General features: G+C 69.0%; 19 protein-coding genes and 1 tRNA gene. 11 read left to right on the top strand and 9 right to left on the bottom strand.

Annotated features, from left to right (window positions below):
- Positions 1 to 43 precede the first annotated feature (43 nt).
- Positions 44 to 128 (top strand) — tRNA-Leu (locus ACOGI9_RS07260).
- 85 nt (positions 129 to 213) lie between these two features.
- Here the strand turns inward: ACOGI9_RS07260 and ACOGI9_RS07255 are convergent.
- Positions 214 to 3,117: a TonB-dependent receptor gene (locus ACOGI9_RS07255; RefSeq protein WP_419859196.1), complete on the bottom strand. Its 2,904-nt coding sequence runs from the start codon at positions 3,115 to 3,117 to the stop codon at positions 214 to 216.
- A 123-nt stretch (positions 3,118 to 3,240) separates the two neighbouring features.
- Positions 3,241 to 5,283: a serine hydrolase gene (locus tag ACOGI9_RS07250; protein ID WP_419859195.1), complete on the bottom strand. Its 2,043-nt coding sequence runs from the start codon at positions 5,281 to 5,283 to the stop codon at positions 3,241 to 3,243.
- Between the two features lie 229 nt (positions 5,284 to 5,512).
- On the opposite strand from ACOGI9_RS07250, the gene ACOGI9_RS07245 reads away from it, so the two are divergent.
- Entirely contained in the window at positions 5,513 to 8,785 is a 3,273-nt protein-coding gene (locus ACOGI9_RS07245) for a S41 family peptidase (protein WP_419859194.1), read from the top strand.
- 58 nt (positions 8,786 to 8,843) lie between these two features.
- Here the strand turns inward: ACOGI9_RS07245 and ACOGI9_RS07240 are convergent, their stop codons facing one another.
- Positions 8,844 to 9,554, bottom strand: coding sequence for a hypothetical protein (locus tag ACOGI9_RS07240; protein ID WP_419859193.1), 711 nt, complete (start codon positions 9,552 to 9,554; stop codon positions 8,844 to 8,846).
- A gap of 63 nt (positions 9,555 to 9,617) precedes the next feature.
- A complete protein-coding gene (locus ACOGI9_RS07235; protein ID WP_419859192.1) occupies positions 9,618 to 10,736 on the bottom strand; it encodes a peptidyl-alpha-hydroxyglycine alpha-amidating lyase family protein in 1,119 nt (372 codons plus the stop codon).
- A 287-nt stretch (positions 10,737 to 11,023) separates the two neighbouring features.
- Between ACOGI9_RS07235 and ACOGI9_RS07230 the strand changes: the two genes are divergently transcribed.
- The 4 genes from ACOGI9_RS07230 (at position 11,024) to ACOGI9_RS07215 (ending at position 15,203) form a co-directional block, all read left to right on the top strand.
- Positions 11,024 to 11,782 (top strand): hypothetical protein, encoded by a 759-nt coding sequence (locus ACOGI9_RS07230; RefSeq protein WP_419859191.1) that lies wholly within the window; start codon positions 11,024 to 11,026, stop codon positions 11,780 to 11,782.
- A gap of 229 nt (positions 11,783 to 12,011) precedes the next feature.
- On the top strand, positions 12,012 to 12,887 hold the full coding sequence (locus ACOGI9_RS07225; RefSeq protein WP_419859190.1) for a hypothetical protein: 876 nt from the start codon (positions 12,012 to 12,014) through the stop codon (positions 12,885 to 12,887).
- Between the two features lie 110 nt (positions 12,888 to 12,997).
- Positions 12,998 to 13,516, top strand: coding sequence for a DUF6152 family protein (locus ACOGI9_RS07220; RefSeq protein ID WP_419859189.1), 519 nt, complete (start codon positions 12,998 to 13,000; stop codon positions 13,514 to 13,516).
- A gap of 31 nt (positions 13,517 to 13,547) precedes the next feature.
- Positions 13,548 to 15,203: a hypothetical protein gene (locus ACOGI9_RS07215; RefSeq protein WP_419859188.1), complete on the top strand. Its 1,656-nt coding sequence runs from the start codon at positions 13,548 to 13,550 to the stop codon at positions 15,201 to 15,203.
- An 8-nt stretch (positions 15,204 to 15,211) separates the two neighbouring features.
- Here ACOGI9_RS07215 and ACOGI9_RS07210 read toward each other — a convergent pair whose 3' ends face one another.
- The 5 genes from ACOGI9_RS07210 to ACOGI9_RS07190 are packed head-to-tail and all read right to left on the bottom strand — an operon-like array spanning position 15,212 to position 18,619.
- Complete coding sequence (locus ACOGI9_RS07210) at positions 15,212 to 15,712, bottom strand: DUF6644 family protein (RefSeq protein ID WP_419859187.1); 501 nt, start codon at positions 15,710 to 15,712, stop codon at positions 15,212 to 15,214.
- Positions 15,712 to 16,266 carry a DUF6644 family protein gene (locus tag ACOGI9_RS07205; RefSeq protein ID WP_419859186.1) on the bottom strand — a complete coding sequence of 185 codons (555 nt, stop codon included), beginning with the start codon at positions 16,264 to 16,266 and terminating at the stop codon, positions 15,712 to 15,714. The genes ACOGI9_RS07210 and ACOGI9_RS07205 overlap by 1 nt, the downstream gene beginning before the upstream one ends.
- A 12-nt stretch (positions 16,267 to 16,278) precedes the next feature.
- Entirely contained in the window at positions 16,279 to 16,830 is a 552-nt protein-coding gene (locus tag ACOGI9_RS07200; protein ID WP_419859185.1) for a hypothetical protein, read from the bottom strand.
- A 35-nt stretch (positions 16,831 to 16,865) separates the two neighbouring features.
- Entirely contained in the window at positions 16,866 to 17,966 is a 1,101-nt protein-coding gene (locus tag ACOGI9_RS07195; protein WP_419859184.1) for an alpha/beta fold hydrolase, read from the bottom strand.
- A 41-nt stretch (positions 17,967 to 18,007) separates the two neighbouring features.
- Entirely contained in the window at positions 18,008 to 18,619 is a 612-nt protein-coding gene (locus ACOGI9_RS07190) for a peptidylprolyl isomerase (protein ID WP_419859183.1), read from the bottom strand.
- 103 nt (positions 18,620 to 18,722) lie between these two features.
- Here ACOGI9_RS07190 and ACOGI9_RS07185 point away from each other — a divergent pair, with 103 nt between their 5' ends.
- The 5 genes from ACOGI9_RS07185 (at position 18,723) to ACOGI9_RS07165 (ending at position 25,588) form a co-directional block, all read left to right on the top strand.
- Complete coding sequence (locus ACOGI9_RS07185) at positions 18,723 to 20,114, top strand: Gfo/Idh/MocA family protein (RefSeq protein ID WP_419859182.1); 1,392 nt, start codon at positions 18,723 to 18,725, stop codon at positions 20,112 to 20,114.
- Complete coding sequence (locus tag ACOGI9_RS07180; RefSeq protein WP_419859181.1) at positions 20,114 to 21,469, top strand: 3-keto-disaccharide hydrolase; 1,356 nt, start codon at positions 20,114 to 20,116, stop codon at positions 21,467 to 21,469. Before ACOGI9_RS07185 ends, ACOGI9_RS07180 begins: the two co-directional genes overlap by 1 nt.
- Before the next feature lie 31 nt (positions 21,470 to 21,500).
- Positions 21,501 to 22,895, top strand: a complete 1,395-nt coding sequence (locus tag ACOGI9_RS07175; protein WP_419859180.1) for a hypothetical protein — start codon at positions 21,501 to 21,503, stop codon at positions 22,893 to 22,895.
- 153 nt (positions 22,896 to 23,048) lie between these two features.
- A complete protein-coding gene (locus ACOGI9_RS07170) occupies positions 23,049 to 24,575 on the top strand; it encodes a hypothetical protein (protein WP_419859179.1) in 1,527 nt (508 codons plus the stop codon).
- A gap of 20 nt (positions 24,576 to 24,595) precedes the next feature.
- Positions 24,596 to 25,588: a hypothetical protein gene (locus ACOGI9_RS07165; protein WP_419859178.1), complete on the top strand. Its 993-nt coding sequence runs from the start codon at positions 24,596 to 24,598 to the stop codon at positions 25,586 to 25,588.
- Positions 25,589 to 25,590: the final 2 nt, after the last annotated feature.

Here is a 25,590-nt window from a genome sequence, read left to right as displayed (position 1 = left end):
CCCGGGTGCGGGCGAGGCGTTAGCTTTCCGATGCGGCACGCGCGCCGGGGTGGCGGAATTGGCAGACGCATCGGACTTAAAATCCGAAGGGGTCCATCCCCGTGTGGGTTCGAGCCCCACCCCCGGCATCCGGTTCCCCGCGGGGGTCCCGGCAGATCGATGAGGGGCCGGCACCACCGTCGGCGCCGGCCCCTCACACACCCGGTCGGCCGGTTAGAACGGGCTGAAGTCCCAGCGCATGCGGGCGAGTATCACGCGCCCGATCGCCGGCGCCCCGAGCATGCTCTGGTACGCCTTGTCGAAGACGTTGGACACGTCCACCTGGAACCAGAGATCCTCGTACCCCGGCACGCGGAAGCCGAAATTCGCGTCCAGCGTGGTGATGGCGTCGACGTCGCCCACCCAGGGCCCGGAGTTGAACGGATAGCCGTTCTGCGCCCGGAAGCGCAGGCCGCCGTTGATCCCCGAATCGTCGTTCCGGTACGTGAGCGACGCGGTCCCGCGCACCGTCGGCGCATTCAACGATACCTCGCTCAAGAGTTCGCCCGCCGTCTCGAAGGTATTCTTGTCGATGAACGACAGGGATGTGGCCATCTCCAGTTGGTCGCTCAGGGCGAAGCCGGCGCCCAACTCGCCCCCCATTACGTCGAACCCGCCGGCATCCTGGTATCCGAGCACCATGGCGGATGTCGTGCCGCCGGCACTGGTGGGAGTCACAGCTCCCAGAGGAACCTGTGCGGCGAGATCCGCGACCAGTTGGGCCGTACCGAGCGCGACGGCCTCGTTTGGGAAGGCCACGCCGACGAACTGCCGGAACACGCCTTCCAGATACGGTCGCAACTGCGCGCCGTTCAGGAAGAGGTTGGGCGAGAGCAGCCGCAGGGGGGCAATATAGCTGTCGTAGCGGGTGAACCAGGCGTTGGCCCCGAACGACACTCGGTCTCCGAACAGCCCCTTGTAGCCCACCTCGAGCGTGTTGCTGACCGTCGGACCGAGCGCCTCGATGTCCTGGAGAGCGGCGAGATCGACCGCCTGACAGAACGGCGGAGCCACGCAGCCTGCGGGCGGCGCGCCGCCTCCCGCCGCCTCCACGTCGAGGAGCAGGGCCAGGATACCCACCTGGTCCTGCGAGGGGACGGGGATCAATGGCAGGAGTGCCGCCAGCGGTGCCAGCTGAGGATCGCCCCCGGCCACAGCGCCGAGCGTGTTTATCGCCGTGCTCCAAAGCTGGGCCGTGGTCGACGGAAGGAACTGCCGCGCACTGCCCCCGCCCAGCACGTTGAAAGGCGACATATGCATCGGGATCCCATTCGAATCCCGCATGTACATGTGCCCGTTGCCGGCGGAGCCGGTCGCGCGGAGGTCGTACCGGAACGGCAGGCCGGGGATCGGGATCGTCCCCCCGGAGATGTCCAGGAACTGGTTCGTGGAGGTAGGCGTAGAGAACGCCCGGTTGAAAGTGACCCGGAACGAGTTCGCCGCATCCGGCTTGTACACGAGCGCCGCGCGCGGGGAGAAGACCGGATCCGTCAGGCTGCTGTTGTAGTCGTACCGGAACGCGCCCGTGAGCTCGAACTTCGGGCTCAGCGCCCACTCCCACTGGACGTAGCCGCCGACCTCGGTCGTCTCGTCGTCGTTCTCGAACTGCCCGTTGATCGTGCCCCGGCTGTCCGGGTTCGTCCCGAGGTAGTCGACCCCGTAGATGAGCCGGTGCGCCGAGCCGATCCGTGACTGGTGCTGGATCTGTCCCACCAGCAGGGAAGAATTGTCGAACAGCGGCCGGCCCGAGCGGAGGAGGAAGGTCTCGTCGTTCGTGTTGTAGTTGTAGAAGAGCTGCGCGAACAGATCCTTGTGCCGCAGCCGTGCCTGTCCGTAGGTGACGCCCCAGTTGGTGACGTTGGACGCGCCCAACCCGGTGAGTTCCGTCGCCTGCGCGGCCACGTTTCGCCCCGCGGCCAGAATGAGCGAAGTCCCGGGCGACGGCTCGAAGTCCATGCGCGCGTCCACGCCCCAGTTCCGGTGCCCGTCATCGCGCCCCATGGCCGCATTCCGGGCGGACTGGGCCAGCACGCCCTGATCCGTCGGATTCGTCAGGTCGAGTCCCGAAGTGAACGGCTGGCAGGCCGGCGATGTGGGGTCGAACCCGGCTCCGATGCAGGCCTGCCCCGCGCCCCCCACCTGCGCCTCGACCAGATCGTTGAAAACGTACTCGGTCGCGTCGAAGTACTGGCCCGAGATCTTGAACCCGAACTTGTCGCTTGGAGCCACCGCGATGCGCCCATCGAACTGGAACAACCCGGCGTCTTCGCCCTGGATCGGGCCGCTGCCGACCCCCGGCGTGTTGCCCTGCTGCCGCAGGCCGCCGCCCACCGAGAAGCTGGCTCCCGGCGAACGGATGGGAGACTTCGTGAGGTAGTGGACGACGCCGCCCGCCGCGTTCGGTCCGTAGAGGGCGGACCCCGGACCCAGGACGGTCTCGACCTGGTCCATGTCGAGGTCCGAGGCCGGGTTCAGGTAGAAGATGTTCACCCGGAGCGAAGGCACGCGCGCGATCCGGTTGTCCGTCATGAACAGCGTGCGGCTGGAGAAGATGTTGTTGAAGCCGCGCAGCACCGCGGCGCGGCCGCGAATCCCCGTACGGGCCACGTCCACGCCGGGCTGGTGCTCCACGTGCTCGATCGGAGACGTCACCTGGCGTTCTTCGAGATCGCGGGTCGAGACGACCTCCACCGCCGCCGGCGCCTCCAGCACCTTTTCATGCGTGCGGGAGGCAGTGACCGTAAGCGGGTTGAGTTCGAACGACTGCTGCGTCATGGTCGTCGAGACGGACGTCGACTGGCCGGCGGCGACGGCCTGCGATTCCATGACGACGGTCACCCAGCCCGGCGCGGTGAACCGAATCGAATACGATCCGGCCGACACGCCGTCGATGACATAGGTGCCGCCCGGGCCCGTGGTGGCTTGTGCCGCCACGGCGCCCTGCGCGTCCACGACCTCGACCAGCACGGCCGCCAGGGGTGCGCCCGTGGCGTCATCCGTGACCGCGCCCGCGATTCGACCCTGCGCCCACGCGGCGCCGGGGAGAGCCCCGAACGCGATGACCGCCGCCAGCAGCAAGGTTCCCCGCCCAGCATTACGACCGAAACGAACTCCGAATCCCGTCATCGCGAACGCCTCCCGCCTTTCGGTTGAAACTGCCGGCATCCCTCCGCTACAAGCTAAGCGGAACCCCGGATTCTGTCAGCGCACGCGACCGAAGCGGACGTCGCGCGTGCGGACGTTCGAGAGGTAAAAGCCGATCACCTGTCCGTTGCGGTCCCGCTCGAAGGCGAACGACAGTCCGCCGCCCGAGAATTGATCCTCTTCACCGGGTTCGAGTTCCGCCCGGTCGAGCCGGCGCTGGTGCAGGACGAGCGTTCCATCCTCCACGGTGAAGGAGTAGAACGTCTCGAGTTCGTCGCTGAAGAAGCGTCCGGCGAAGTCGGCGAGGTCTTCCGCCGTCGGCTCCCATCCCTGGGCCTCGTCATCCCCGAGGCGGGTGGCGTGGTTGTCCCCGTTCTGGTGCAGCGTGAGCCCCTCGACATCTCCTTCCGGATCCCGCAGGAAGGTGACGGAAGCTTCGACGGCGAGCAGGCGGAACGTCGAGTCGGACGTGGGGACGATCTCGAGCCGCTGCTGATCCGTGGCCTGCGCGTAGAACGTGTCGTCCTCGCGCGTGAAGGTGAGGATGAAATTCGGCGCCGCGTCCAGCGAATAGCGGCCGACGAAGTCGTCGAAGTCCCCGGGGTCGTAGTCGGCGGGATCGAACTCGCCGGCAGCCGCCGCGACAGCCTCGTCCTCCTCCTCCATCGCGTCCCTGAAGAACGCCGCGGCGAGTTCGTACGCGACGCCGCTGTCGAACTGGGCGTGATTGCTCTGGGTCGTGAGGCCCGCATTGATCTCGGGGAAGTAGACGAACATCGAGCGGTGCGCGACGTCCGCGCCCCCGTGGCTTACGCGCTTCAGTCCGCCCTGCTCGCCGACCGAAAGGCCGTACCCGTACCCCGTCTCCTCGCCATCGTTGAGGACGAACGACGTCGTCATCGCGTCGACGCTCTCCCGCGTGCCGACCCGCGGGTTCGCATAGTTCTCGGCCCACGTCTGGAGGTCGCCGATCGTGCTGTAGATCGCCCCCGCCCCGACCGCGCCGCCGAGGTCTCCGATCTGGCGGTACCCGTCCGGTCCCGGCGTGTAGCCCTCGGACATGTTGGGGACGATGTGGCGTGTGGACGGGCGCACCATCGTCCCCGTCATCCCCAGCGGTCCGAACACGTTTTCCTGCATGAAGACGGGGAAGTCCTGCCCGGAGGTCCGCTCGACGATGACGGCCGCGAGGCCGAACGCCGTGTTGTTGTAGTTCCACTCGGCGCCGGGCTCGTTCTGGAGCGCGGGCTGCCGCTGCACGATGTCGATGAGTTCCGAGCGGTCGATCCAGTCGCCGTGGTCGAGGCGGCGTCCCGTCATCCGGAGCAGGTTCAGGAATTCGCGCAGGCCCGACGTGTGCGTGACCAGGTGCTTCACCCGGATCGTTTGATCGAACTCCGGGAGTTCGGGGATGTGCTTGCGGATATCGTCATCGAGGGAGAGGAGCCCGCGCTCCGCCTGCAGCATGATCGCGAAGGCCGTGAACTGCTTCGATGTCGAGCCGATGTTCGTCCGGGTGTCTTCCTCGAAGGGGAGGCCGTAGGCGAGGTTCGCCATCCCGTAGGTCTTCGAGAAGAGCGTGCGGCCGTCGCGCCACACGCGCACCGCGCCTCCCGGAGAATGCGGACCGTCGAAACGCGACATGATCTGGTCGGCGAGTGCCTCCGGGTCCGTCGCGACGGGTTCGTGCCGCAGCAGCGTGATCTCGTAACGCCCGCCGGCCTTCGGGTCGTCCCCCGCAACGATCAGTTCCAGCGTGTGGATGCCCGCGCCGGATGTCCGCCCGCCGAAGCGCTCGACGCCGCGCCCCAGTCCGCCGAAGCGGCCGACCTGCGTCCCCCCGGGGTCGAGGACGCGCGCCGTCACGTCGACGGAAACCTGGTCCACCTCGCCGAGGACGAAGTCGTTCTCGTCCGCCTCGATCGTATAGCGCGCCGTGTCGCCTGCGGCGAGCGTGCCCGACAACGTCCGGCCGACCTCGAGTTCGGTGCTCTGAGCCGCGACGTCCGCGGCCGCGAACAGGGCGAGAAGTCCGGCGCAGAGCGCGGAAGCAGCGGAGCCGGGCGTGCGACGGAGACGGCAAGCGAAACGCGTGTTCATTGGATAACTCCGGGGTGGGTTCGAAGCGGGTAACGACGCTCGCGCTGGAAACGGTAAGGAGGCCCGACTCGCGGGGGCAACCGCACAAAAGGGTCAACGCGGGGCCGATACGGGATCGGTACGGCCAGCTGCCAATACCGGTTTCGACGTCTGCGAACGTACAATCAGGCGTACAATCAGACAGCGTTCACGGCTCGACTCAAGTCCACCCCAGATTGCGAAGGATCTGATGAAGGTACCTTTGAAGGCACGCTCGCTCCTCCTCCCGGCCATGCTCCTCGCGGCCTCGTTCCGTCCTGCCTGGGCACAGGACGCCACCGGCACCCTCATGCTCGCGCAGCCCGCGGTGAGCGCCGACCGGATCGCGTTCGCGTACGCCGGGGACCTGTGGACCGCGGGAATCGACGGCAGTTCACCGCGCAGGCTGACCTCGCACGTCGGCGTCGAGTTCAACCCGCGCTTCTCGCCGGACGGCGAATGGATCGCGTTCAGCGGTGAATACGACGGGAACACCGATGTCTTTCTCGTGCCCGCGGAGGGGGGTGTGCCCGCGCGGCTCACCTGGCACCCGGGAGCCGATGTCGTCCAGAGCTTCACCCCCGACGGATCGGCGGTGCTCTTTTCTTCGGGGCGCAACGCCTATACGGGCCGCCATGCGCAGTTGTTCACGGTTGCGACGAGCGGCGGACACCCCGAACAGCTGCCCATTCCGCACGCGTTCAAGGCGACCTGGTCGCCGGACGGCGCGAAGATCGCCTACACGCCGCTGTACGAAGCCTTCACGCAGTGGAAGAACTACCGGGGCGGGACGACGACGCGGATCTGGATCTACGACGTGGCGGACCATTCCGTCGTGCAGATTCCGCAGCCGGAGGGTCGCTCCAACGACACGGACCCCATGTGGATCGGGGACCGCGTCTACTTCCGCTCGGACCGCGACGGGGAGTTCAACGTCCACGCCTACGACACGGGGACCGGGCACGTCACGCGGATCACGGCGCACGAGGACTTCCCGGTGCTGAACGCGTCGGCCGGCGGCGGACGGATCGCCTACGAGCAGGCGGGGCGGCTGCACCTGCTCGATCCCGGCTCGGGCGCGAGCCACCCGGTGCCGGTGCGGATCGCGACGGACCTCCTGGAGGTGCGGCCCCGCTACGCCAGTGGCGAGAACTTCGTCCGCAACGCGAGCCTCTCGCCCTCCGGCACCCGCGCCGCCTTCGAGTTCCGCGGCGAGATCGTCACGTTGCCGCGCGACAACGGGGACGACCGCAACCTCACGCAGTCGACTGCCGCCCACGAGCGGAGCCCCGCCTGGTCGCCGGACGGAGAGTCGATCGCCTGGTTCTCCGATGCCTCGGGCGAGTACCGGCTGTACGTGGCTCCGCAGTCGGGTGGGGAAAAGGCGCGCGGCTACGACCTGGACGGCGCCGGGTTCTACGTGGACCCGGTGTGGTCGCCCGACGGCACGAAGATCAGCTACACGGACAACTCGCGGGCCGTGTACTGGATCGACCTCACTTCCGGGGACACCCACCGCGTGGATGCCGACGTGATGTACGGCCCGCTGCCCCCGCCCTCGCACGCCTGGTCGCCGGACTCCCGCTGGCTCGTCTACACGCGCAACAACGAGACCAACATCCGCACCGCCTACGTACACCTCCTGGAGACGGGCGAGACGAGGGCGGTCACGGACGGACTCAGCGACGTGTCCGAGGCCGTCTTCGACGCCGGCGGCAAGTACCTCTATCTGACGTCCTCCACCGACGCGGGCCCCGTCGTCCAGTGGTTCGCCCAGTCGAACAACGACTTCGAGATGACGAACGCGATCTATCTCGCGGTGCTCGAGAAGGGCACGCCGTCCCCGCTCGCGAAGGAGAGCGACGAAGAGGCGGGGGACGAGGCGGAACCGGCGGCCGTGGGGGCCGACGATGGGGAAGAGGTCACGGTCCGCATCGACTTCGACGGACTCGACCAGCGGATCCTGGCTCTGCCGGTGCCCGAAGCCGGCTACGCGAACCTGCAGCCCGGCGACCCGGGCCAGCTCTTCTACGTCCGAAGCGAGACGGCCAGCGGATTCGGAAGCCCCGGTGCGGGTCCCAGCCTCCACCGCTTCTCCCTCGCCGACCGCGAAGCGGCGACGGTGGTCGGCGGCACGCGCTTCTACGACCTGTCCGCGGACCGCGGGAGCGTGCTGTACGCGACGTCCGGCGGCTGGTTCATCGGCAACGCCGGCGGGACGGACATCGGATCCGGCGCGGACCGGCTCCGCGTCGCCGACGTTCAGGTGAGGATCGACCCGCGGGCCGAGTGGCGTCAGATCTACGATGAGGCCTGGAGGATCAACCGCGACTACTTCTACGACCCCAACATGCACGGCGCGGACTGGCCCGCCCTGAAGGAGAAGTACGCCGCGTTCCTGCCCCACCTCACCTCGCGGGCCGACCTGAACCGGCTCATGACGTGGCTCCATTCCGAGATTGCGGTGGGGCACCACCGCGGCGGCGGCGGCGACTTCCTGCACGAGACGGACGACGTGCCGGGCGGCCTCCTCGGCGCGGATTTCGTCGTCGACCAGGGGCGGTACCGGTTCGAGAAGGTGTACGGCGGCCTCAACTGGAATCCGGGACTCCGGTCCCCGCTCACGGAGCCGGGGGTCGAGGTCGAGACGGGCGAATACCTGCTCGCGGTCGAAGGGGTCGCGCTATCCGCGCCGGAGAACCTCTACAGCCGGTTCGAGAACACGGCCGGCCGGATCGTCTCGATCACCGTCGGCCCGTCGCCCGACGGGACGGGTTCCCGCACCGTGGACGTCGTGCCGGTGGCGAACGAGGGCGCGCTGCGGAACCGGGACTGGGTGGAGGGCAACCTCGCCCGGGTCGAAGAAGCCACGGACGGCCGCGTCGCCTATGTGTATGTGCCCAACACGGCCGGCGCCGGACACGAGTACTTCAAGCGCTACTTCTTCCCGCAGACGAACCGGGAGGCCGTGATCATCGACGAGCGGCACAACGGGGGCGGCCAGATCGCGGACTACTACATCAACATCCTCCGTCGGCCGTACATGTCGCACTGGGCGATGCGGTACGGGGCCGACCTCGTCACGCCGCAGGGCGCGATCCCGGGCCCGAAGGTGATGCTCATCGACGAGACGGCAGGTTCCGGCGGGGACATGCTGCCGTGGATGTTCCGGAAGCTCGAGATGGGCACGCTCATCGGCCGCCGCACCTGGGGCGGGCTCGTCGGCGTCCTGGGTTTCCCGGTCCTGATGGACGGCGGGTCGATCACGGCGCCGAACCTCGCGATCTGGACCGAGGACGGGTTCATCGTCGAGAACGTGGGCGTGCCGCCGGACATCGAAGTAGAACAGTGGCCGGCGGACGTGATCGCGGGTGTCGACCCGCAACTGGAGAAGGCGATCGAGGTCGTGCTGGAGCAACTGGAGGCGTCACCGGTGGCGACGCCCGAGCGCCCGCCCTTCCCGATCCGCGTGCGGCGACCCTAGCCGGAAGGCGTCGGGGCGGGCTCACGGTCCGGAGCCCGCCCCGACGCTGCCCGATTCCCTAGCGGCAGCTGGTGGGATTGACGGAGATCGTGACCGCCTCGGCGGTAAGCGAGTTTCCGCTCCGCCGCCAGTTGATGAGTGCGTTCGCGCCCGTCCGTTTCGCGTCGGCTACGAGTCTCTCGAGCGCTTCGCGGAACTGCCCGCTCCCGCCGCCCGCCATCTGCGCCTGCACCTGGCCGTGTTCCGTCTCCTTCGGACAGCGGTCGATTCCCTCCCAGCCGGGGTCGCAGCGAATGAGCCGCGAATTCTGGAGGTTGATCTGATTGTCCGTCGTGCCGCCGAAGCAGGCCCAGATGCGGTCGTCGTCCCCGCCGCCCCCGCCGCCACCGACGGCGGAGAGGGAAAACGTGAGGTCCATGCGCGTGATCTGCTCCGTGAGGTTGGCCGTCGCCGCGGCCCCTCCCGTGCCCATGAACGCCGGCTGAACCGAGATCTCGACGCCGAGCGGCACGTAACAGAGCGTGTAACTGCCGTCCAGCGCGGTCTGTCCCTCCATCTGCCCCGACTCGCCGTCCTTCTCCCAGGTGGCGACGACGGTGGCGCTGGGCAGCCCCATCTGCGTGTCCCCGTCCGAGACCAGCCCCCACAGGGCCCCCGTCATGTCCGGCGAATCCGGACACACTTCGTTGAGTTCCTGAGCGAGAGCGGCCGAGCCCGCGAAGGCCAGGGCCAACACGCCCGCCGCCATCCCCATGCCGAATCGTCTCATCGTCTCTCTCTCCCGCAGTATCCCTGCATCAATCCCGCAGCCAGCGTCGTGCCGCGTGTCTCGCTAGTTGCGCGTGTACTTTGTGAGCCCGCCTTCCGCGGCGGCCCGCGAGTTCGGTCCCTCGGCGGCGTAGACGTTGCCGTCGGCGTCGACCGCGACACCCTCGCCCGCCTCGCCCTGCGGATCGTCGGATTCGTGCGGCGGGATGAATGCCGTGACGACATCCTCCGAGGCGTGCCCGATGCGGACACCGGTCAGCCAGTCGGAGTGCGTGTTGGGGTTCGACTCCGAGTCGATCGCGTACACGTTGTCCTCGTCGTCGATGAACAGTCCGCTCACCCGGCCGTACTCGTAATGGGTATCGAGCAGGTTCCCTTCCTGGTCGAAGATCTGGATGCGGTGGTTCCCGCGATCCGCTACGAACAGCCGCCCCTGCGAATCGAACTCCAGCGCGTGCGGCGTCCGGAATTCGCCCGGTCCGTCTCCGATCACGCCCCACTCCATGATGTAATCGCCCTCGGGCGAGAACTTGATGATGCGGCCGGTGGCTCCTGGCGGCGGGTCCGCGTTCTGCCCGCTGTGACCGTCCGACACGAAGATGGAGCCGTCCGGGGCGGTGATCACGTCGCACGGCTGGTTGAAATAGCCCGGCTCGGTGCCCACGCGGCCCGGCACGCCGAGCGTCATCAGCACCTCCCCCTCGGGCGAGAACTTCACCACCGTGTGCCCCTTGTCGAGCGTGCCCATGGAGTCGGTGATCCACACGTTGCCGTCGGCGTCCACGTGGATGCCGTGCGGCAGCACGAACAGGCCGGCCCCGAAGCTGGCCAGGACCTCGCCCGTCTCGCGGTGGAACTTGACGACGGGGTCGACGAGGTTCTCGGCGCACCCCCCCGCGAGCGCGATCCCGCCGCAGCGGTCGTAGGCCCAGATGTGACCGTCGATGGGGTCGATGTCGACGCCCGCCGTCGAGCCCCATTCACGCCCATCCGGAAGCTGGGCCCAGTCCTTGATGACGTTGGGCGTGGGGTTCGGGAGACCCGCGGCCGCCGGATCCGTGACCTCGGCCGGATCCATCATCTCGTCTTCCGCGGCGTCCTCCGCGCCGCAGGCCGCGATGCCGAGGAAGGCGGCCCCCAGTGCGGTGAGGTGTGCCAGTCCGGTTACGCGCGGGTTCTTCATGTCTCCTCCCGGTCGTTCAGTGTTGCGCCGCCCGCACCCCGCCCTGCGTCGACCCCGGCTTGAAATCTGCCTCCGAGCTGTCGATCTGGCCAGAGAATGGGGCGCGTCGCAGTTTCGACCCGACGCGCACGGAACGGTCAAAACGGAGGTCGGTGCCGATGGCGAACTTCCCGAGGAGGCGCGAGTGGTGTCGCGCGGAGCGAAACCCCCGTCACGGGAGCCGTGTCCTGACGGCCCTTCTCGCTCTGGGGCTGGGGACGGTTGCCGCCTGCGCGCCGAACGACGACATGCCGCGAACGGCCTCGGGACGTCCCGACTTCAACGGCATCTGGGCGGCGCTCGGAAACGCGTACTGGGACATCGAGCCCCACATGGCACGTCCCGCGCTCGCCATGCAGGAAGGCCCCGTCGTGCCCGTCCCCGCCAACGAGGTCGTCGCGCTCGGAGCCGTCGGATCCGTGCCGTCCGGGCAGGGCATCGTGGTCGGCGGGCGCATCCCCTACCTCCCGGAAGCCCTGGAGCGGCGCGACGAGAACCGTGCGCGCTGGCTCGAGCGCGACCCGGAGATCCGCTGCTACCTGCCGGGCGTCCCGCGCGCGAACTACATGCACCTCCCGTTTCAGATCTTCCAGAGCGAGTCGAAGTTCTTCATCGCCTACGAGTACGCCGGGGCGGTGCGGGACATCTATCTCGAGGACCCCGGGCCCCCGCAGGTGGACTCCTGGATGGGCCAGTCGGTGGGACGCTGGGAGGAGGACACCTTCGTCGTCACCGTGAACGGGTTCAACGGCCAGACCTGGTTCGACCGGGCCGGGAACCACCACAGCTACCGCCTCACGGTCACGGAACGGTGGACGATGCTCGGGCCCGACCACCTCATGTACGAGGCCACGATGGAGGACCCCGAGACGTTCTCGGAGCCGTGGACGATCCGTCTGCCGCTCTACCGGAACGTGGATCCCGACGCGCGGCTGGGGCAGTTCAAGTGCGTCCCCTTCGTGGAGGAGCTGATGTACGGCCACCTCCGCAGGAACCCGATCCGGTAGCCGGGGGCAGCCGGTGGCAACTCCCGCGTCAGGGCCAGGACGCCTGATTCGCCGCCGACGCCCCGGCGGATTTCCCGCCGTTCTTCCGCTCGGGGCCCTGATCGGAGCCGTCACTCTTGCCGCCTGCGGCGGGACCGGCGGCGATCCGCGGGGAGACGGGGATGGATGGGTCGTCCCGCGGACTGCCGACGGGCATCCCGATCTCCAGGGCGACTGGACGAACGGGACCATGACGCCGCTGCAGCGCCCGGAGGGCGAGGCGCTCGTGCTCACGGCGGAGGAGGTCGCCGTCCGCGAGGGGCGGCGCCAGGAGTTCATCGACGACCGCAACGCGCCGAGCGACCCCGACCGCGAAGCCCCGCCGGTCGGAGGGGACGGTTCCACGGGCGCAGCCGGCGGCGTCGGCGGCTACAACTACTTCTGGATCGACGCGGGCGACCGGGTCGCGGTGTTCAACGGCGAACCCCGAAGCTCGCTCCTCACGTACCCGGAAGACGGTCGCATCCCGGATCTCACGCCCGAGGGCCGACGGCGTCGACTCGAAGCCTACGGGCGGCTGGCGGGCGAGTTCGACAACCCCGAGAACCGGCCCGTCGGCGAGCGCTGCATCCTCTCCTTCGGTTCCAACGCCGGCCCGCCGATGCTGCCGAACTACTTCTACAACAACAACTACACGATCGTGCAGACGCCCGAGCACATCATGATTCTGACGGAGATGGTGCACGACGTGCGCATCATCCGCATGGGCGAGCCGATGCCGACTGCCGACGGCGTGCGCCCGTGGTTCGGCGAATCATGGGGCCGCTGGGCCGGCGACACGCTCGTCGTCCGAACGACGAACCTGAATCCGGACCAGATGGCGGCGTACGTCTACCTGTTCGGCCCCGGCTCGGAGAACATGACGGTGACGGAGCGCTTCACGCGCGCGGACGAGCACACGATCCACTACGAGTTCACCGTCGAGGATCCGGACACCTTCGTCGAGAGCTGGGGCGGGGAAGTGCCCTTCACGCGCCTCGACGGGCAGCTCTACGAGTACGCCTGCCACGAAGGCAACTACGCCCTCTCCAACGTCCTCAGCGGCGCCCGCGCCCAGGAGCGCTAGCACGGGTCGCCGGCCCGTCGCGGGGACTCCCCGGCGGCTGTTACCTTGGAGGGCGAATGCAAGGCCGGCGTCGTGGCGCCGGGTTGTGGGTTGAGAAACGGGTGAGATCGATGAGGAAGCTGCCTCTGTACCTCCTGGCGGGCGGGGTCGCGCTCGCCGCCGCGGCGCCGCTGATCGCGCACCACGCTTTCGGGGCGGAGTTCGACCGGAACGCTCCCATCCGGCTCCGGGGCGCCGTCGTGCGGCTCGAATGGGTGAACCCGCACACGTGGATCCACCTCGAGGTGGAAACCGATGCGGGATCCGAGGTCTGGATGGTCGAGGGCGGCACGCCGAACACGCTCCTGCGCCGCGGCCTCCAGCGGGACTGCCTCGCGCCCGGCACCGAACTCATCGTGGACGGCTACCAGGCCAAGGACCACTCGCTCAAGCGCGCCAACGGCCGCGACGTCACCTTCACCGACGGCAGCAAGTTCTTCATGGGCTCATCCGGCGCCGGCGCCCCTCCCGGCGGCGCGCCGCGACCCAACGATCCCGCCTACGACGCCAACCCCTGCCAGCCGCCGCCTGGCTGGGAGGGCGAGATCGTGGAGGTCACGAGCCACAGCATCCTCGAGGAGCACGACTAGCGCGCCGGTCCTCCCTCTCGCCCGGCGCGCCATGAAGGGACCACGTCGGCTGGGCGCCTGCGTCGCCGTCCTTCTTGCCGGCTGCGGCGGGGACGACACGCTGGACCCCGCGCCGCAGCCCACCCCTCCCGCGGCGCCTCCGCCGGCACCCATCGCGGCAAGCGTGGTCATCGAGACGCGGAAGATCATCCAGGACTACCTCAGCGGCGTCGAGCTCGACTTCAACGAGTGGGCGAGCACGGACACGCTGATCATCCGTCCCGGCCTCACGTCCCCGGTAATCCGCGTCACGGCCCGGCAGGAGGACGGGAACGTCGTTTCCGGTGTGGAGCCGACCGTAAGGTTCACTACGGGCACGGAGGAAGTGACGTATCGCACGCTGGTCGGCGACAGCCTGAGACAGATATGGCTGCAACGGGAGAGTCCCCGGTTCTGGACTATCTTCGACCTGGGAACTCCCGCCGAGGCGCAGATTCTCACGGTGACCGCAAGGGCGGGGAGGGCGGCCGACAGCCTCGTGGTGATTCTCCCCACCGCCCTCGACACCGCTGCGGCGCCAGGGAGGGTGCCTGAGGGCGTCACCCTGGACGACATAGGGGAGCGTGCGTCCACGCCGCTCAACTGGTTCACCTCGCGCGCGGGCGCCGACATCTCCTACGAGTTTCACTTGGGCGCCTTCCCGGTCGACGAGTTCCATGTGGGCGAGATCCCGGTCAGTGGTCCCCCCAACCTCGACCTCAGGCAGAACGATAGCGGTGAGCTGGAGATCACGGCGGTTGGGCGCGGGCGGCGGTACCTGCACTACCGGGCGCTGTCATCCGCGTTCGAGCTGAGCACGGGGCGGATGCTGACCGCGGTCGATGACTGCTACGCTCCGGAACTGGAGCACCGCCCCCTCCACGACCGCGCCTCCACGGGGTTTCAGGTCGAACTGGTGTACGACGAACCGGACGACTGGTCGCCGTGCGCCAGGGTGATGTTCGATCACGCGGTGGGCTTCTACGAAGCCGCATTGAAGGACAACACCAGCCCCGAGGACTTCACGGTGTTCGTGTTCGACGGGGTCGGCGAAGAATGCCCGGGTCTCGCGTGCGGCGGACCGCGCGGTCCCCGTCTGAACCGAGGAGGAGGTGGCGGGTTCTACCACCCCGGCGGCGGCATCTACTGGACCCGGGACCGTCCGTACGTGGCGCCGTTCGGCCGCGTTCCAGACAACTTCACCTACGAGGTGATGCTGCACGAACTGGGCCACGTGTTCGGCATCGGCACGTACTGGTACTCCGGCGACGTGCGGCTCGTGAACGTCCCGAGCGACACGAGGAGAGTGGATACCCATTTCCCGGGGCCGAACGCCGTGGCCGCGTTCGACGCGGCCGGCGGGAGCGGTTACACCGGCGGCAAGGTGCCGGTGACGAACGACCCCGCCGAGGATGCCGATGCGGGTGGGCATTGGCGGAGCGTGTTGTGCGGCGAGATCATGACCCGGGGCAACTGCCCGGGCGAGGAACTGACCGTCGTTTCGGCCATCACGCTGGGTGCGCTCGCCGATTTGGGGTGGGTCGTGGACATGTCCGTGGCCGAGGACTACGCGCTTCCCTCCAGGGACATGGCCGCGTGGGTTCCGGCCGCTACCGTCAGCAGGGACGCCGATATACTGATGCGGGTGGAGCCTCCGGACAGGCGTTGAGGCGCGGTTCAGGCGGAGAAGCCGATCCAGCGTCCGGCGGCGGCCACGGTGAACCACAAGCCCAGCGAGATCGCGGCGATGAGCCGCGTGCGCCAGTTCGCTCGCGCCGGCGCCGCGACGGCCACCCACCTCCGGGCCGCGAAGGTGAACGCGAGCGCCACGGGGAGCGAGATCATCTTCACCCAGAAGGACGTGTTGTAGTAGCACTTCACGGCTTCCGACAGGAACAGCGGGATCCCGGTCAGGAACATCAGCGCCACCCCCGCGAGCAGCCACGGGCGCGCGTGCCGCACGACGTTCGCGATCGGCTGCCGTGTGAGCCCCGTCCCCAGGAGCCGGAGATCGGCGAGCAGCACCGCCCCGCCCAGGAGCCCGAGCCCCAGCAGGTGGACCGCCTCGATGATGGGGAAGGCCCAGATCGATTCGCGCACGGCCGTCCCGATGGCCGTGGTCTCCAGCCGCTCGAAGAAGGGGAGCCACGCTTCCGGCGCGAACTGACGCCCGCCCATCAGTCCCCCGCCACGGGGCAGCCCGCCGCCCAGTTCACCCAGCCCGGCTGTCCCGGGATGTCACAGTCGAACCAGTTGTAGGCGATGAGTCGGCCCGCCACGATGATGAGCGCCCACGCCGCGAGCGAGATGGCGCCCGCCGCCCGCGCCCGTCCCGGAAGCACGGGCAGGCGTTCCCACTCCATCACCCGGCGGTGGATCCCCCGGTGAAACAGGAAGGCGTTGAGTCCCGCCACCACAAACAGGATCACCTTCAGTCGAAAGAAGATGTTGTGGTAGTAGCGGACCGGGTTCGAGTAGAAGATGAGAAGCCCCGTGACGACCATGATCGTGAAGCCGATCCGGGTCCACGGGAGCAGCCGGCCCGTGACCTCCGACACCGGCACGCGGCGCATCGTCCAGCCCAGCAGCCGGAGGTCGTTCATCATCACGGTGCCGAAAAAGAGGGCCACGGCGAGGACGTGGGAGGATTCGATGAGCGGCCACGCGAGGGTGGATTCCAGCAGGGCGACACTCCAGGGGGTGCTCCCCAGCCACTCGAGGAATCGTTCCATGGGTCGGAAGGTCTAGCGTCCGTCGCCGCCGTCCGTCGCGTCCGCCTCGGGCGCGCCGGGATCCGGAGCTTCTTCAGGTCCGGGAGCGCGCGGATCGCTCGGCCTGAGCGTTTCCGCCGCGTACCGGGCGTGGCAGTCGCGGCACGCGTAGTAGACCTCCGCGCCGGCGTCGAACACGGCGTCCGGGTTGCGGCGGTCCACCGCGTCCAGCGCCAGGCGGCCCGCCTCGACCATCGTCCGCGAGTGGGCCATCCAGTCGCCGCGGTCGCGCGCGCGGCCGTCCATCATCATCAGGTTCCCGGACTCGGCGAGGACGAACGCGGCGTTGCGGAGCGAGGTCCAGTCCTCCTCGGTCAGGGGCCGGAACTGGTGCACGCCCTCCTCGGTGAGGACCTCGCCCACCCCGTCCCAGTAGGCCTCCGCCGCGGGCTCCATCACGGAGACCATCAGTTCCTGCATGTCCGCGACGGGGACCGGCCGTTCCGGCGCCTCCCCGGTACAGCCGGCGGCAACCGGGAGGGCGAGGAGCGGCAGCGTGAAGGGCGGCAGCCTGGAGTTCTTCATGGCGGAGGAACCTATTCGCGCCGTCGGCGCCCGCGCTACGAACCCGGCGGCCGGCCGACGTCCGATTCCCGCCACGACTGATCGGCGGGCTCGTCCGGGTCGGAGCGCAGGAACCGGACCAGCTCCGCGTGGAACCGTTCCGGGATCTCGAACTGCGGAGAATGTCCGACCGTCGGGAAGAGGAAGAGTTCCGCGTTCTGCAGTTCCTCGGCGACATGGCGCGCGCGCGCCGGGTAGTCGGCCACCAGGCGGTCGTCCGCGCCGCCGATGACGAGCGCCTTCGTCGCGATGTGCTGCCACTCGTAGACCACGGGGTCCTCGTACAGGATCGCGCGCTGCGCCGCCCGCACCCGCGCCATGCGCGGCCAGTCTCCGCTCAGGGTGAGGCCGTACTGGACCTTCACCCACTCGAGGTACTCCGGGCGCCAGCCGTTCGGGTAATAGCGCATGTGTCCGCGCAGGACCGACTGATAGGTCGTTCCGTTGAGCACGGAATCGTAGTTCTCATCGGCGTCGGTCCACCCCCGGCCGGGACGGGAGTCGGTGAGGCCGATCTGGTTCACCATGGCCACGTGGGTCGTCGTCTCGGGATACGTCGAGGCGAATCGGGTCGCCACCATCCCGCCCATCGAGTGTCCGACGATCGCGGCGCGCTCGATCCCCAGCGCGTCGAGCAGCCGCTTCGCGTTCCGCGCGGGGATGTGGAGGTTGTAGTGGATGACGGGTTTCGAGGAGCGGCCGAAGCCCAGCCGGTCGATCGCGATCACCCGGAATCCCTCGTTCCGCAGCGCCTCGATCGTGGGCCGGAACCCCGCCGCGAAGAAGTTCATCCCGTGAAAGAGGACGACCGTCCGACCGTTCGGGGCGCCCGCCGGAGCCACGTCCATGTACGCGAGCCGATAGTCGTTCCCATAGACCTCCACGTCGAGGTACGACACCGGGTGCGGGTAGGGGACGTTGCTGTAGTCGATCGCGGTCGCCTCCCAGTCGGCCGGAGGCTCCGCGGGCGGCTCCGTCTGGGCCGAGACGGGGCCGGCGGCGGCAAGGACGGTCGCGGCGACGAGAAGCCGGCAGCCCCGTCGCGCCCGGCTCGCATTGGCCGCAGGACGGAGTTCAGCACGACGGGAGTTCGACATGGGGATCCTCCTTTCCGAATGGTTGTGCCGGAAGGTCATCGCTACTTGCGGTACGCACTCGTGATCCTGACGGGTGGGGTGAGTTGTTGCGCGTCGTAGGGGGCACGGTGGATCGCGCGCACCACGTCCATTCCGTCCACCACACGCCCGAAGGCAGCGAAGCCCTGGCCGTCGGGGTTGCGCATGCCGCCGAAGTCGAGCGACGGCTGGTCGCCGATGCAGATGAAGAAGCTCTGCGTCGCGGTGTCGGGGCCGCCGCGCGCCATCGAGATCGTCCCGTCCTCGTGGAGGAGTCCCGTCTCGGAGGTGCGTTCCAGCGGGATCGGGGGGAAGGATTCGGCCTCCATCTCCGGGTTCCGCCCGCCCTGGACCACGGCGATCCGGATGGAGTCGTCGGGCTGGTTGTCCGCGTGCACGGTGCGGAAGAAGGTGCCGCCGTCGTAGAACCCGCCGTCGACGTAGCGGAGGAAGTTGGCCGCGGTGACGGGTGCGCGGTCGACGTCCACTTCGAGTTCGAACGTCCCCAGCTCGGTCTCGACGACGACCCGGACGGGGTCTCCGGCAGGGGCCGGGACGGCAGCGACGCCCGCGACGCCCGCACTGAGCGGCACAACGGTGGCCGCGATCAGCCATCGAGCCCAACGTGTTCGCACGCCTGCCCCTCCTTTTGCTGACGGGATCGACACAACCTTACGTTTTCGAGCCAGCCCCGGGCGAACCCCGCCCTCCAACCCACAGGATGAATGTGTATCCGACATGAGCGAAAAAAAGAGAGACCGCCGGAGCTTCGTCAAATCCGTGGCCGCAGGCTCCGTTCTGGCCGCGGGCGCACCCTCGCTCCTGGCCGGAGCCGAGTCCGGCCCTCAAGGCGGATCCGCCATCCGCCGCTCGCTCACGCGGGAGCCGGATCCCCGTCAGTCGGCGCATTCGGAGGATGTCGGCCTGGCCGTGATCGGCGCCGGCGGCATGGGCATGGCGGACGTCGCCACGGCACTCCGCATTCCCGGCGTGAGCCTCGTGGCCGCCTGCGATGTGTTCGACGGCCGGCTCGAAGCCGCGCGCGAGCGGCACGGAGACATCTTCACCACCCGCGACTACCGCGAGGTCCTCGCCCGTGACGAAGTCGACGCCGTAATCATCGGGACCCCAGACCACTGGCACCAGCCGATCTCCGTCGATGCCCTCCGCGCCGGCAAGGCCGTCTACTGCGAGAAGCCGATGGTCCACCGGATCGAGGAGGGGCACGACCTGATCGCGGCCGAACAGGAATCCGGGTCCGTCTTCCAGGTCGGCAGCCAGGGGATGAGTTCGCTCGGCAACGAGAAGGCGAAGGAACTGTACGAGGAGGGGGCCATCGGCGAACTCAACTACGCCGAGGGCTTCTGGGCGCGTAACGACCCGATCGGCGCGTGGCAGTACCCGATCCCCGCCGGCGCCTCCGAGGAGACCGTCGATTGGAAGGGCTTCCTCGGACCCGCGCCGGACCTTCCGTACGACCCGCTGCGGATCTTCCGCTGGCGCAACTACCGCGACTACGGGACCGGCGTGGCGGGCGACCTCTTCGTCCACCTCTTCTCCAGCCTCCACTTTGTCGTGAGTTCGCGCGGCCCGACCCGGATCCAGGCCGCCGGGGGGCTCCGGTACTGGAAGGACGGTCGTGAGGTGCCGGACGTGCTCCTCGGGGTCTTCGACTATCCCGAGACCGAGACGCACCCGGGGTTCAACCTCTCGCTGCGCGTGAACTTCGTGGATGGGACCTCGGGCAGCACGTTCCTGCGCCTCGTGGGCAGCGAAGGGGCGATGGACGTCACGTGGACCGAGGTCGTGCTGAGAAAGAACGTCGCCGTCGATCCGATGGACGCCTTCTCCCAGGAGAAGATGGCCGAGGCCGCGGCGTCGGCGGACGGGCTTCCCCCGCGGGTCCGGATGCTTCCCCCGGCCGAGGTCCGGTACGAGGTGGAGCGGGGGTATCGCGGGGCTCACGTCGACCACTTCTTCAACTGGTTCGAGGCGATTCGCGGCGGCCCGCCCGTGCGGGAGGACGCGACCTTCGGGCTGCGCGCGGCCGCCCCCGCGCTGGCCTGCAACCTCTCCTACTTCGAGGACCGCATCGTGCACTGGGACCCCGACGCCATGAGGCTCGTCTGATGCGCGCCCCGCGACGCCACCGGCTCCACGCGCGACTCCTGCTCGGCGCCCCGCTCCTCACCGCGCTTGCGGCGGGGCTGGCCTTCGGCTGCGCCCAGGCTCCGGAGTCCTCGCCGGAGGCGGGAGCGGCGGAGACGGCGCCCAACACCCTCACGGAAGCCGAACGGGAGGCCGGCTGGCGCCTCCTCTTCGATGGCGAGACGACGGCCGGCTGGCGCGGCTACAACCTGGAGACCTTCCCGGACACCGGCTGGGCGGTGATCGACGGCGCGCTCGTCGTGGGCGCGACGGCGACCGACCCCGATGTCGCGATCGGCGGGGACATCGTCACCACCGAATCGTTCGCCGACTTCGACCTGAAGTTCGAGTTCATGCTGTCGGAGGTCGCGAACAGCGGCGTCCTTTACCGCGTGATCGAGGAGGAGGGCGCCGCGATCTGGTACAACGCGCCCGAATACCAGGTACTCGACGACCCGGCGTACATCGAGATGGGCACGATGGACATGCACACGCACCTGACCGGGGACAACTACGATCTCCACGCCTCCGGCGAGAAGATGCTCCGGGGACCGGGTGAGTGGAACGAGGGCCGGATCCGCATCCAGGACAACCTCGTCGAGCACTGGCTCAACGGGACGAAGACCGTCGAATACGAACTGGGATCGCCCGAGTGGGAGGCGCTCGTCGCCGCGAGCAAGTTCGCTCCCTATCCCCGCTACGGTCGCGCCGAGTCCGGGCCGATCGGCCTCCAGGACCACGGGCGCAACGTCTGGTACCGCAACATCCGGATCCGTCCCCTCGAACCCGTCTCCCTGTTCAACGGCGAGAACCTCGACGGCTGGCGCGTGCACGGGACCGAACGCTGGTACGTGGAGGAGGGAGAGCAGGGCGGGGAAATCGTGTGCGAGAGCGGCCCGGACGCCGAGTACGGCTACCTCGTGACCGAGGCGACGTACCGCGACTTCGACCTCACGGTCGAGTTCAAGCAGGAGGCGGACGGCAACAGCGGCGTCTTCCTGCGCTCCAGTGTGGAGGGGACGACCGTGAGCGGCTGGCAGGCCGAGGTTGCGCCCCCGGGCCTGTTCACCGGGGGCATCTACGAGTCGTACGGCCGCGGCTGGCTCGTGCAGCCCGACCCGGAACTCGACGCCGCGCTCCGCATGGGGGACTGGAACACGATGCGGATCCGGGCCGACGGCGACCGCGTTGAGACGTGGTTGAACGGCACGAAGATGGTAGACCTGGAGGACGAGCAGATCGGAGAGGCCGAGGGCTCGATCGCGCTCCAGATCCACGACGGCGGCGGCATCAAGGTCCGCTGGCGCAACCTGAGAATCACCGACCTCGGCCGCTGACGTGAACCGGCGTGTCGTCGGAGGAGACCGGATGAGATTCTGTTTTGCGGCATTGGTCGCGCTGCTGGTGGGCTGTGGGGGGGAAACCGGGGGTTCGGCCGCGCCGCCTCCCGACGAGGACCGCTCGCTCGCGGCCGATTTCGAGGAGGTGTACCGGATCGGGGGGATCGCGGCGGAGGGGTGGGACGCGTTCACGGAGATCGCGGACCTGGACTTCGATGCGGGAGGTCGGCTCTACATCCGGGACGAAGCCGGGTCCTCCACGCGCATCGTGGTCGTGGACGGGGCCGGAGGCCTGGTGGCGGAGTTCGGGCGCAGGGGCGACGGCCCGGGCGAGCTTCGCGACGTGGGGCACATGGTGGCCCGGCCCGGCGGAGGGGTCGTGATCGTTGACAACGGTCACCGCGCCTACCTCCTGTTCGGCCCCGATGGGTCGTTCGAGCGCGCGATACGTTTCGCGATCCAGGGCGGCTCCGAGACCGCTTCGGCGGAGGCCGTGCGCTCCGCCCGGGAGGGGGAGACGTTGTTCCTGACCCGAGGTGCGGACGCGCGCTTCAGCAACGGGGAAGTGTCCGTCCAGGCCGGCGACCGCACCATCTATCGCATGTCGCTCGCCGATGCGGAGGAGGCCGCTGCGGCACCGTTCGCGGAAGGGTGGGAGGCGCAGCCGGTGCGGGAGGTCAGGATGGAGGCCGCGGATCCGTCGGACATGTTCGACGCTTTCGGCGACGCGTTCACGGGGTTCGTGCCGGACCTCGTGTTCGATGTCCTCCCGGGCGGCGGTGTGGCGTATTCGGACTCCTCCGCCTACGCGATCAAGATCCAGCCGGCCCCCGGGGCTCCGGTCCGTGTCGTGGGCCGCCCCCTCCACCCCGAGCCGGTCACGGAGTCGCTCCGGGAGCGCGCCCGGGCCCGGATGCTGGAAGCTCTGGAAGCCTCCGTTACGGGACAGGTCAACGGCCAGTCGTTCGACGATCTTCCGCCGGATCTTCGCGCGCAGGTGGCGGCTATGGTGGAGGAGTTGGTGGCCGGCATGCGCGACGCGGCGGCGAACGCGAGCTTCATGCCGGAGGTGCCCATCGTGCGGGAGCTTCGGACGACGTGGGAAGGGGCGATCTGGGTTCAACGCTGGGGGAGCGATCCCCTGGCGCAGATCGATGTGCAGGTCGCACCCTCGGGCGAAGCCCCGGAGGGGGAGCCGGCGGCGGCCGGCTGGATCGATGTCTTCTCGCCGGAGGGCGAGTACATGGGCACCCTGTCCCTGGAGGACACGCCCATGCCGGACGCGTTCGGGCCCGACGGCGTCGTCGCCTTCGTCGAGACCGATGAGTTCGATGTCCCGACGATCATCCTGAGGCGGCTGCCGGCGAACATCCCCCTCGAGCTGGGGTCGCCCGCTCCGGGTGGCGCGGACGGCAGTCGCTAGCGCGGTGTTTGACCGGGGCTTCGCCCGTTGCGTACCCTTTTGCGAACGAGTCCTCCCGCAAGGAGCCATGTGATGCCGCACACCACGCGGATCTTGTCTCTCGTCCGGAGATCTTCCGTCCTGCCCGTCCTCATGTTGTTCTCCGCCGGCGGAATGGCGGCGCAGAACGGTGGGCCCGCCGAGACGGCGCGCCACGCCGCAACAGGGACGCCGGGCGCCGAGGCGGACGACGTGACCTTCAGCCGCGACATCGCGCCGATCCTGCAGCGGGCGTGCGTCCGCTGCCACCGCGACAACGGCGTCGCCCCGATGCCGCTCGTCACGTACGACGACGTCCAGCCCTACGCGAGCATGATCGCCCGCCGGACCCAGATCCGGGACCGGGCCGGCGCCATGCCCCCGTGGTACGTGGAAAAGGACATCGGCATCCAGCACTTCAAGGACGACATGTCGCTCGACGAGTGGGAGATCGAGGCGCTCGACGCCTGGCGGCGGGCGGGCACGCCCGAGGGCGACCCGGCGGACCTGCCGCCCCCGCTCGAGTTCGACGACGACGTCGTGTGGGCCGCGGGCGAGCCCGACCTGATCATCAAGCTCCCGGAGGTGCTGGTAAAGGGGGACGCGCCCGACTGGTGGGGGGACATCGAGAGCGTGCCCACGGGTCTCACCGAGGACCGCTACGTGAAGTCGGTCGAGATCCGCGAGGTGAACGACGTGCCGCAGCGCAGGGATGGGGATCACGGCGGGCGCCACACGGTCGGCGGCCGCTTCGTCGTGCACCACATGATCTGGAGCACGCGCGTGCTCGAGGGGGACCAGGAGACGGGCCCCGGCGCGAGCCGCGCCTCCACGGACACCGGCTGGCCGGTGCACGAGGTCGGCCGCGAACCCGACCTCTTCGACGAGGAGGCGGGCCGCCTGCTCAGGGCCGGCTCCTCGGTGGTGTCGAACTCCGTCCACCTCCATTCCAACGGCCGCGACACGCGCGCTCACCTCGAGATCGGCTTCCGCTTCCATCCGGAGGACTACGAGCCGAAGTACCGGCGGACCATCCTCGGGCTCGGCAACGGAAGCGACATCGACATCCGGCCCGGCGTGGAAGGGCAGGAACTGCACGCCTACAAGGTGCTGAACCAGCACACGAAGCTCGTGACCTTCGAGCCGCACCTGCACGCGCCCGGCATGCGCATGTGCCTCGAGGCGATCTGGGGGTTCAACGTCGAGACGCTGAACTGCGTCGGCTACGACCACAACTGGGTGCGCGGATACACCTACGCGCAGGATCACCAGCCGCTCCTCCCGAAGGGGACGGTCCTCCACATCATCGGCTACATGGACACCTCCGAGGCGAACCGGAACGTGCCGGACACGCGCAACTGGCAGGGCTCCGGGAACCGTTCCGTCGCGAACATGTTCATCGACCTCGGCATGCGCGTGGAGATGTCGGATGAACAGTTCGTGGAGGAGATGGCCATGCGCCGGCACCGGCTCGCGCTCGGCCCCAACGACCATGTGGTCGGCTGTCCGCTGTGCATGGTTATCCCCGCGAACGGGGACATGAGCTACTTCGCGGACGCCGAATGGGCGCAGCCGGATGCCGCCACCGAGGCCGAGTCTTCCGGCGACGGCGGGACGGGATCCGGGGACGGCCGCGACCCCGGCGACCGCCGGGAACGATAACCGTGCCCGAACCCGCCTCCATGCCCCGGGTCGCACGGCCCGGGGCGCCGGCCGTGCCGCTTCTGGCGCTGATCCTCGCCGCCGCCGCGTTCCCCGTCGGCTCGGAAGCCCAGACCTATACGCGGGGTCAGAACGTGGCCCCGGCGTTCGAGGGATGGGAACAGAACGAGGACGGGTCGTTCAACTTCCTGTTCGGCTACATGAACCGGAACTGGCTCGAGGAGATCGACGTCCCGGTGGGCGAGGACAACATGTTCTCGCCGGGGCCCGCCGACCGGGGGCAGCCGACCCACTTTCTCCCGCGCCGCAACCGCTTCGTGTTCAAGGTCCGCGTCCCCGCCGACTGGGGCGACCAGGAACTCGTGTGGACGCTCACGAGCCACGGCGTCACCGAGCACGCCTACGCGTCGCTGCGGCCGGACTACATCGTCGACAACACGGTGATCATGTCGGAGACGGGCGCGCTCGGCGCGGGTTCGAGCAACGCCGAGATGCGGTCCAACGAACCGCCGACGATCACGCTCGAAGGTGAGCGTACGCGCGAGGCGATCGTCGGCCAGCCGGTCACGGTGAGCGTCATCGTCGAGGACGACGGCCTGCTGCGGGCGTTCCGCCCCGGGCCGCCCGACCCGCCGGAGACCGCGGAGGACTCCGCCCGCGTCGACTCGATCGCGAACGCCATCCCCAGCTTCAGCGGCCGCCAGCTCCGGCCCCCGTCGCGCGTGACGGTGCAGAAGGTGAACGGCCTCTTCATGTCGTGGTTCGTCTATCGCGGCGAGGGGGAGGTGACGTTCGACCCGCCGCAGGTGAAGGTGTGGGAGGACACGCGCACGGGCGCCAATTCGCCGTGGTCGCCACTGTGGCGCCCCCCGGACCTGCCGGAGGACGACCGCTGGACCGTCACCGTGAGCTTCTCGCGGCCCGGGACCTACATCCTCCGCGGCCGCGCCGACGACGGCGGCCTGTTCGCCGACGAGGAAATCACGATCGTGGTCCGCCCCGCTGCCAGCTGACA

Source organism: Candidatus Palauibacter irciniicola, from assembly GCF_965208695.1.
GTDB classification, from domain to species: Bacteria; Gemmatimonadota; Gemmatimonadetes; order Palauibacterales; family Palauibacteraceae; genus Palauibacter; species Palauibacter irciniicola.
The sequence above is the reverse complement of the archived record's forward strand: the minus strand, read 5'-3'. Positions and strand labels throughout refer to the sequence as shown.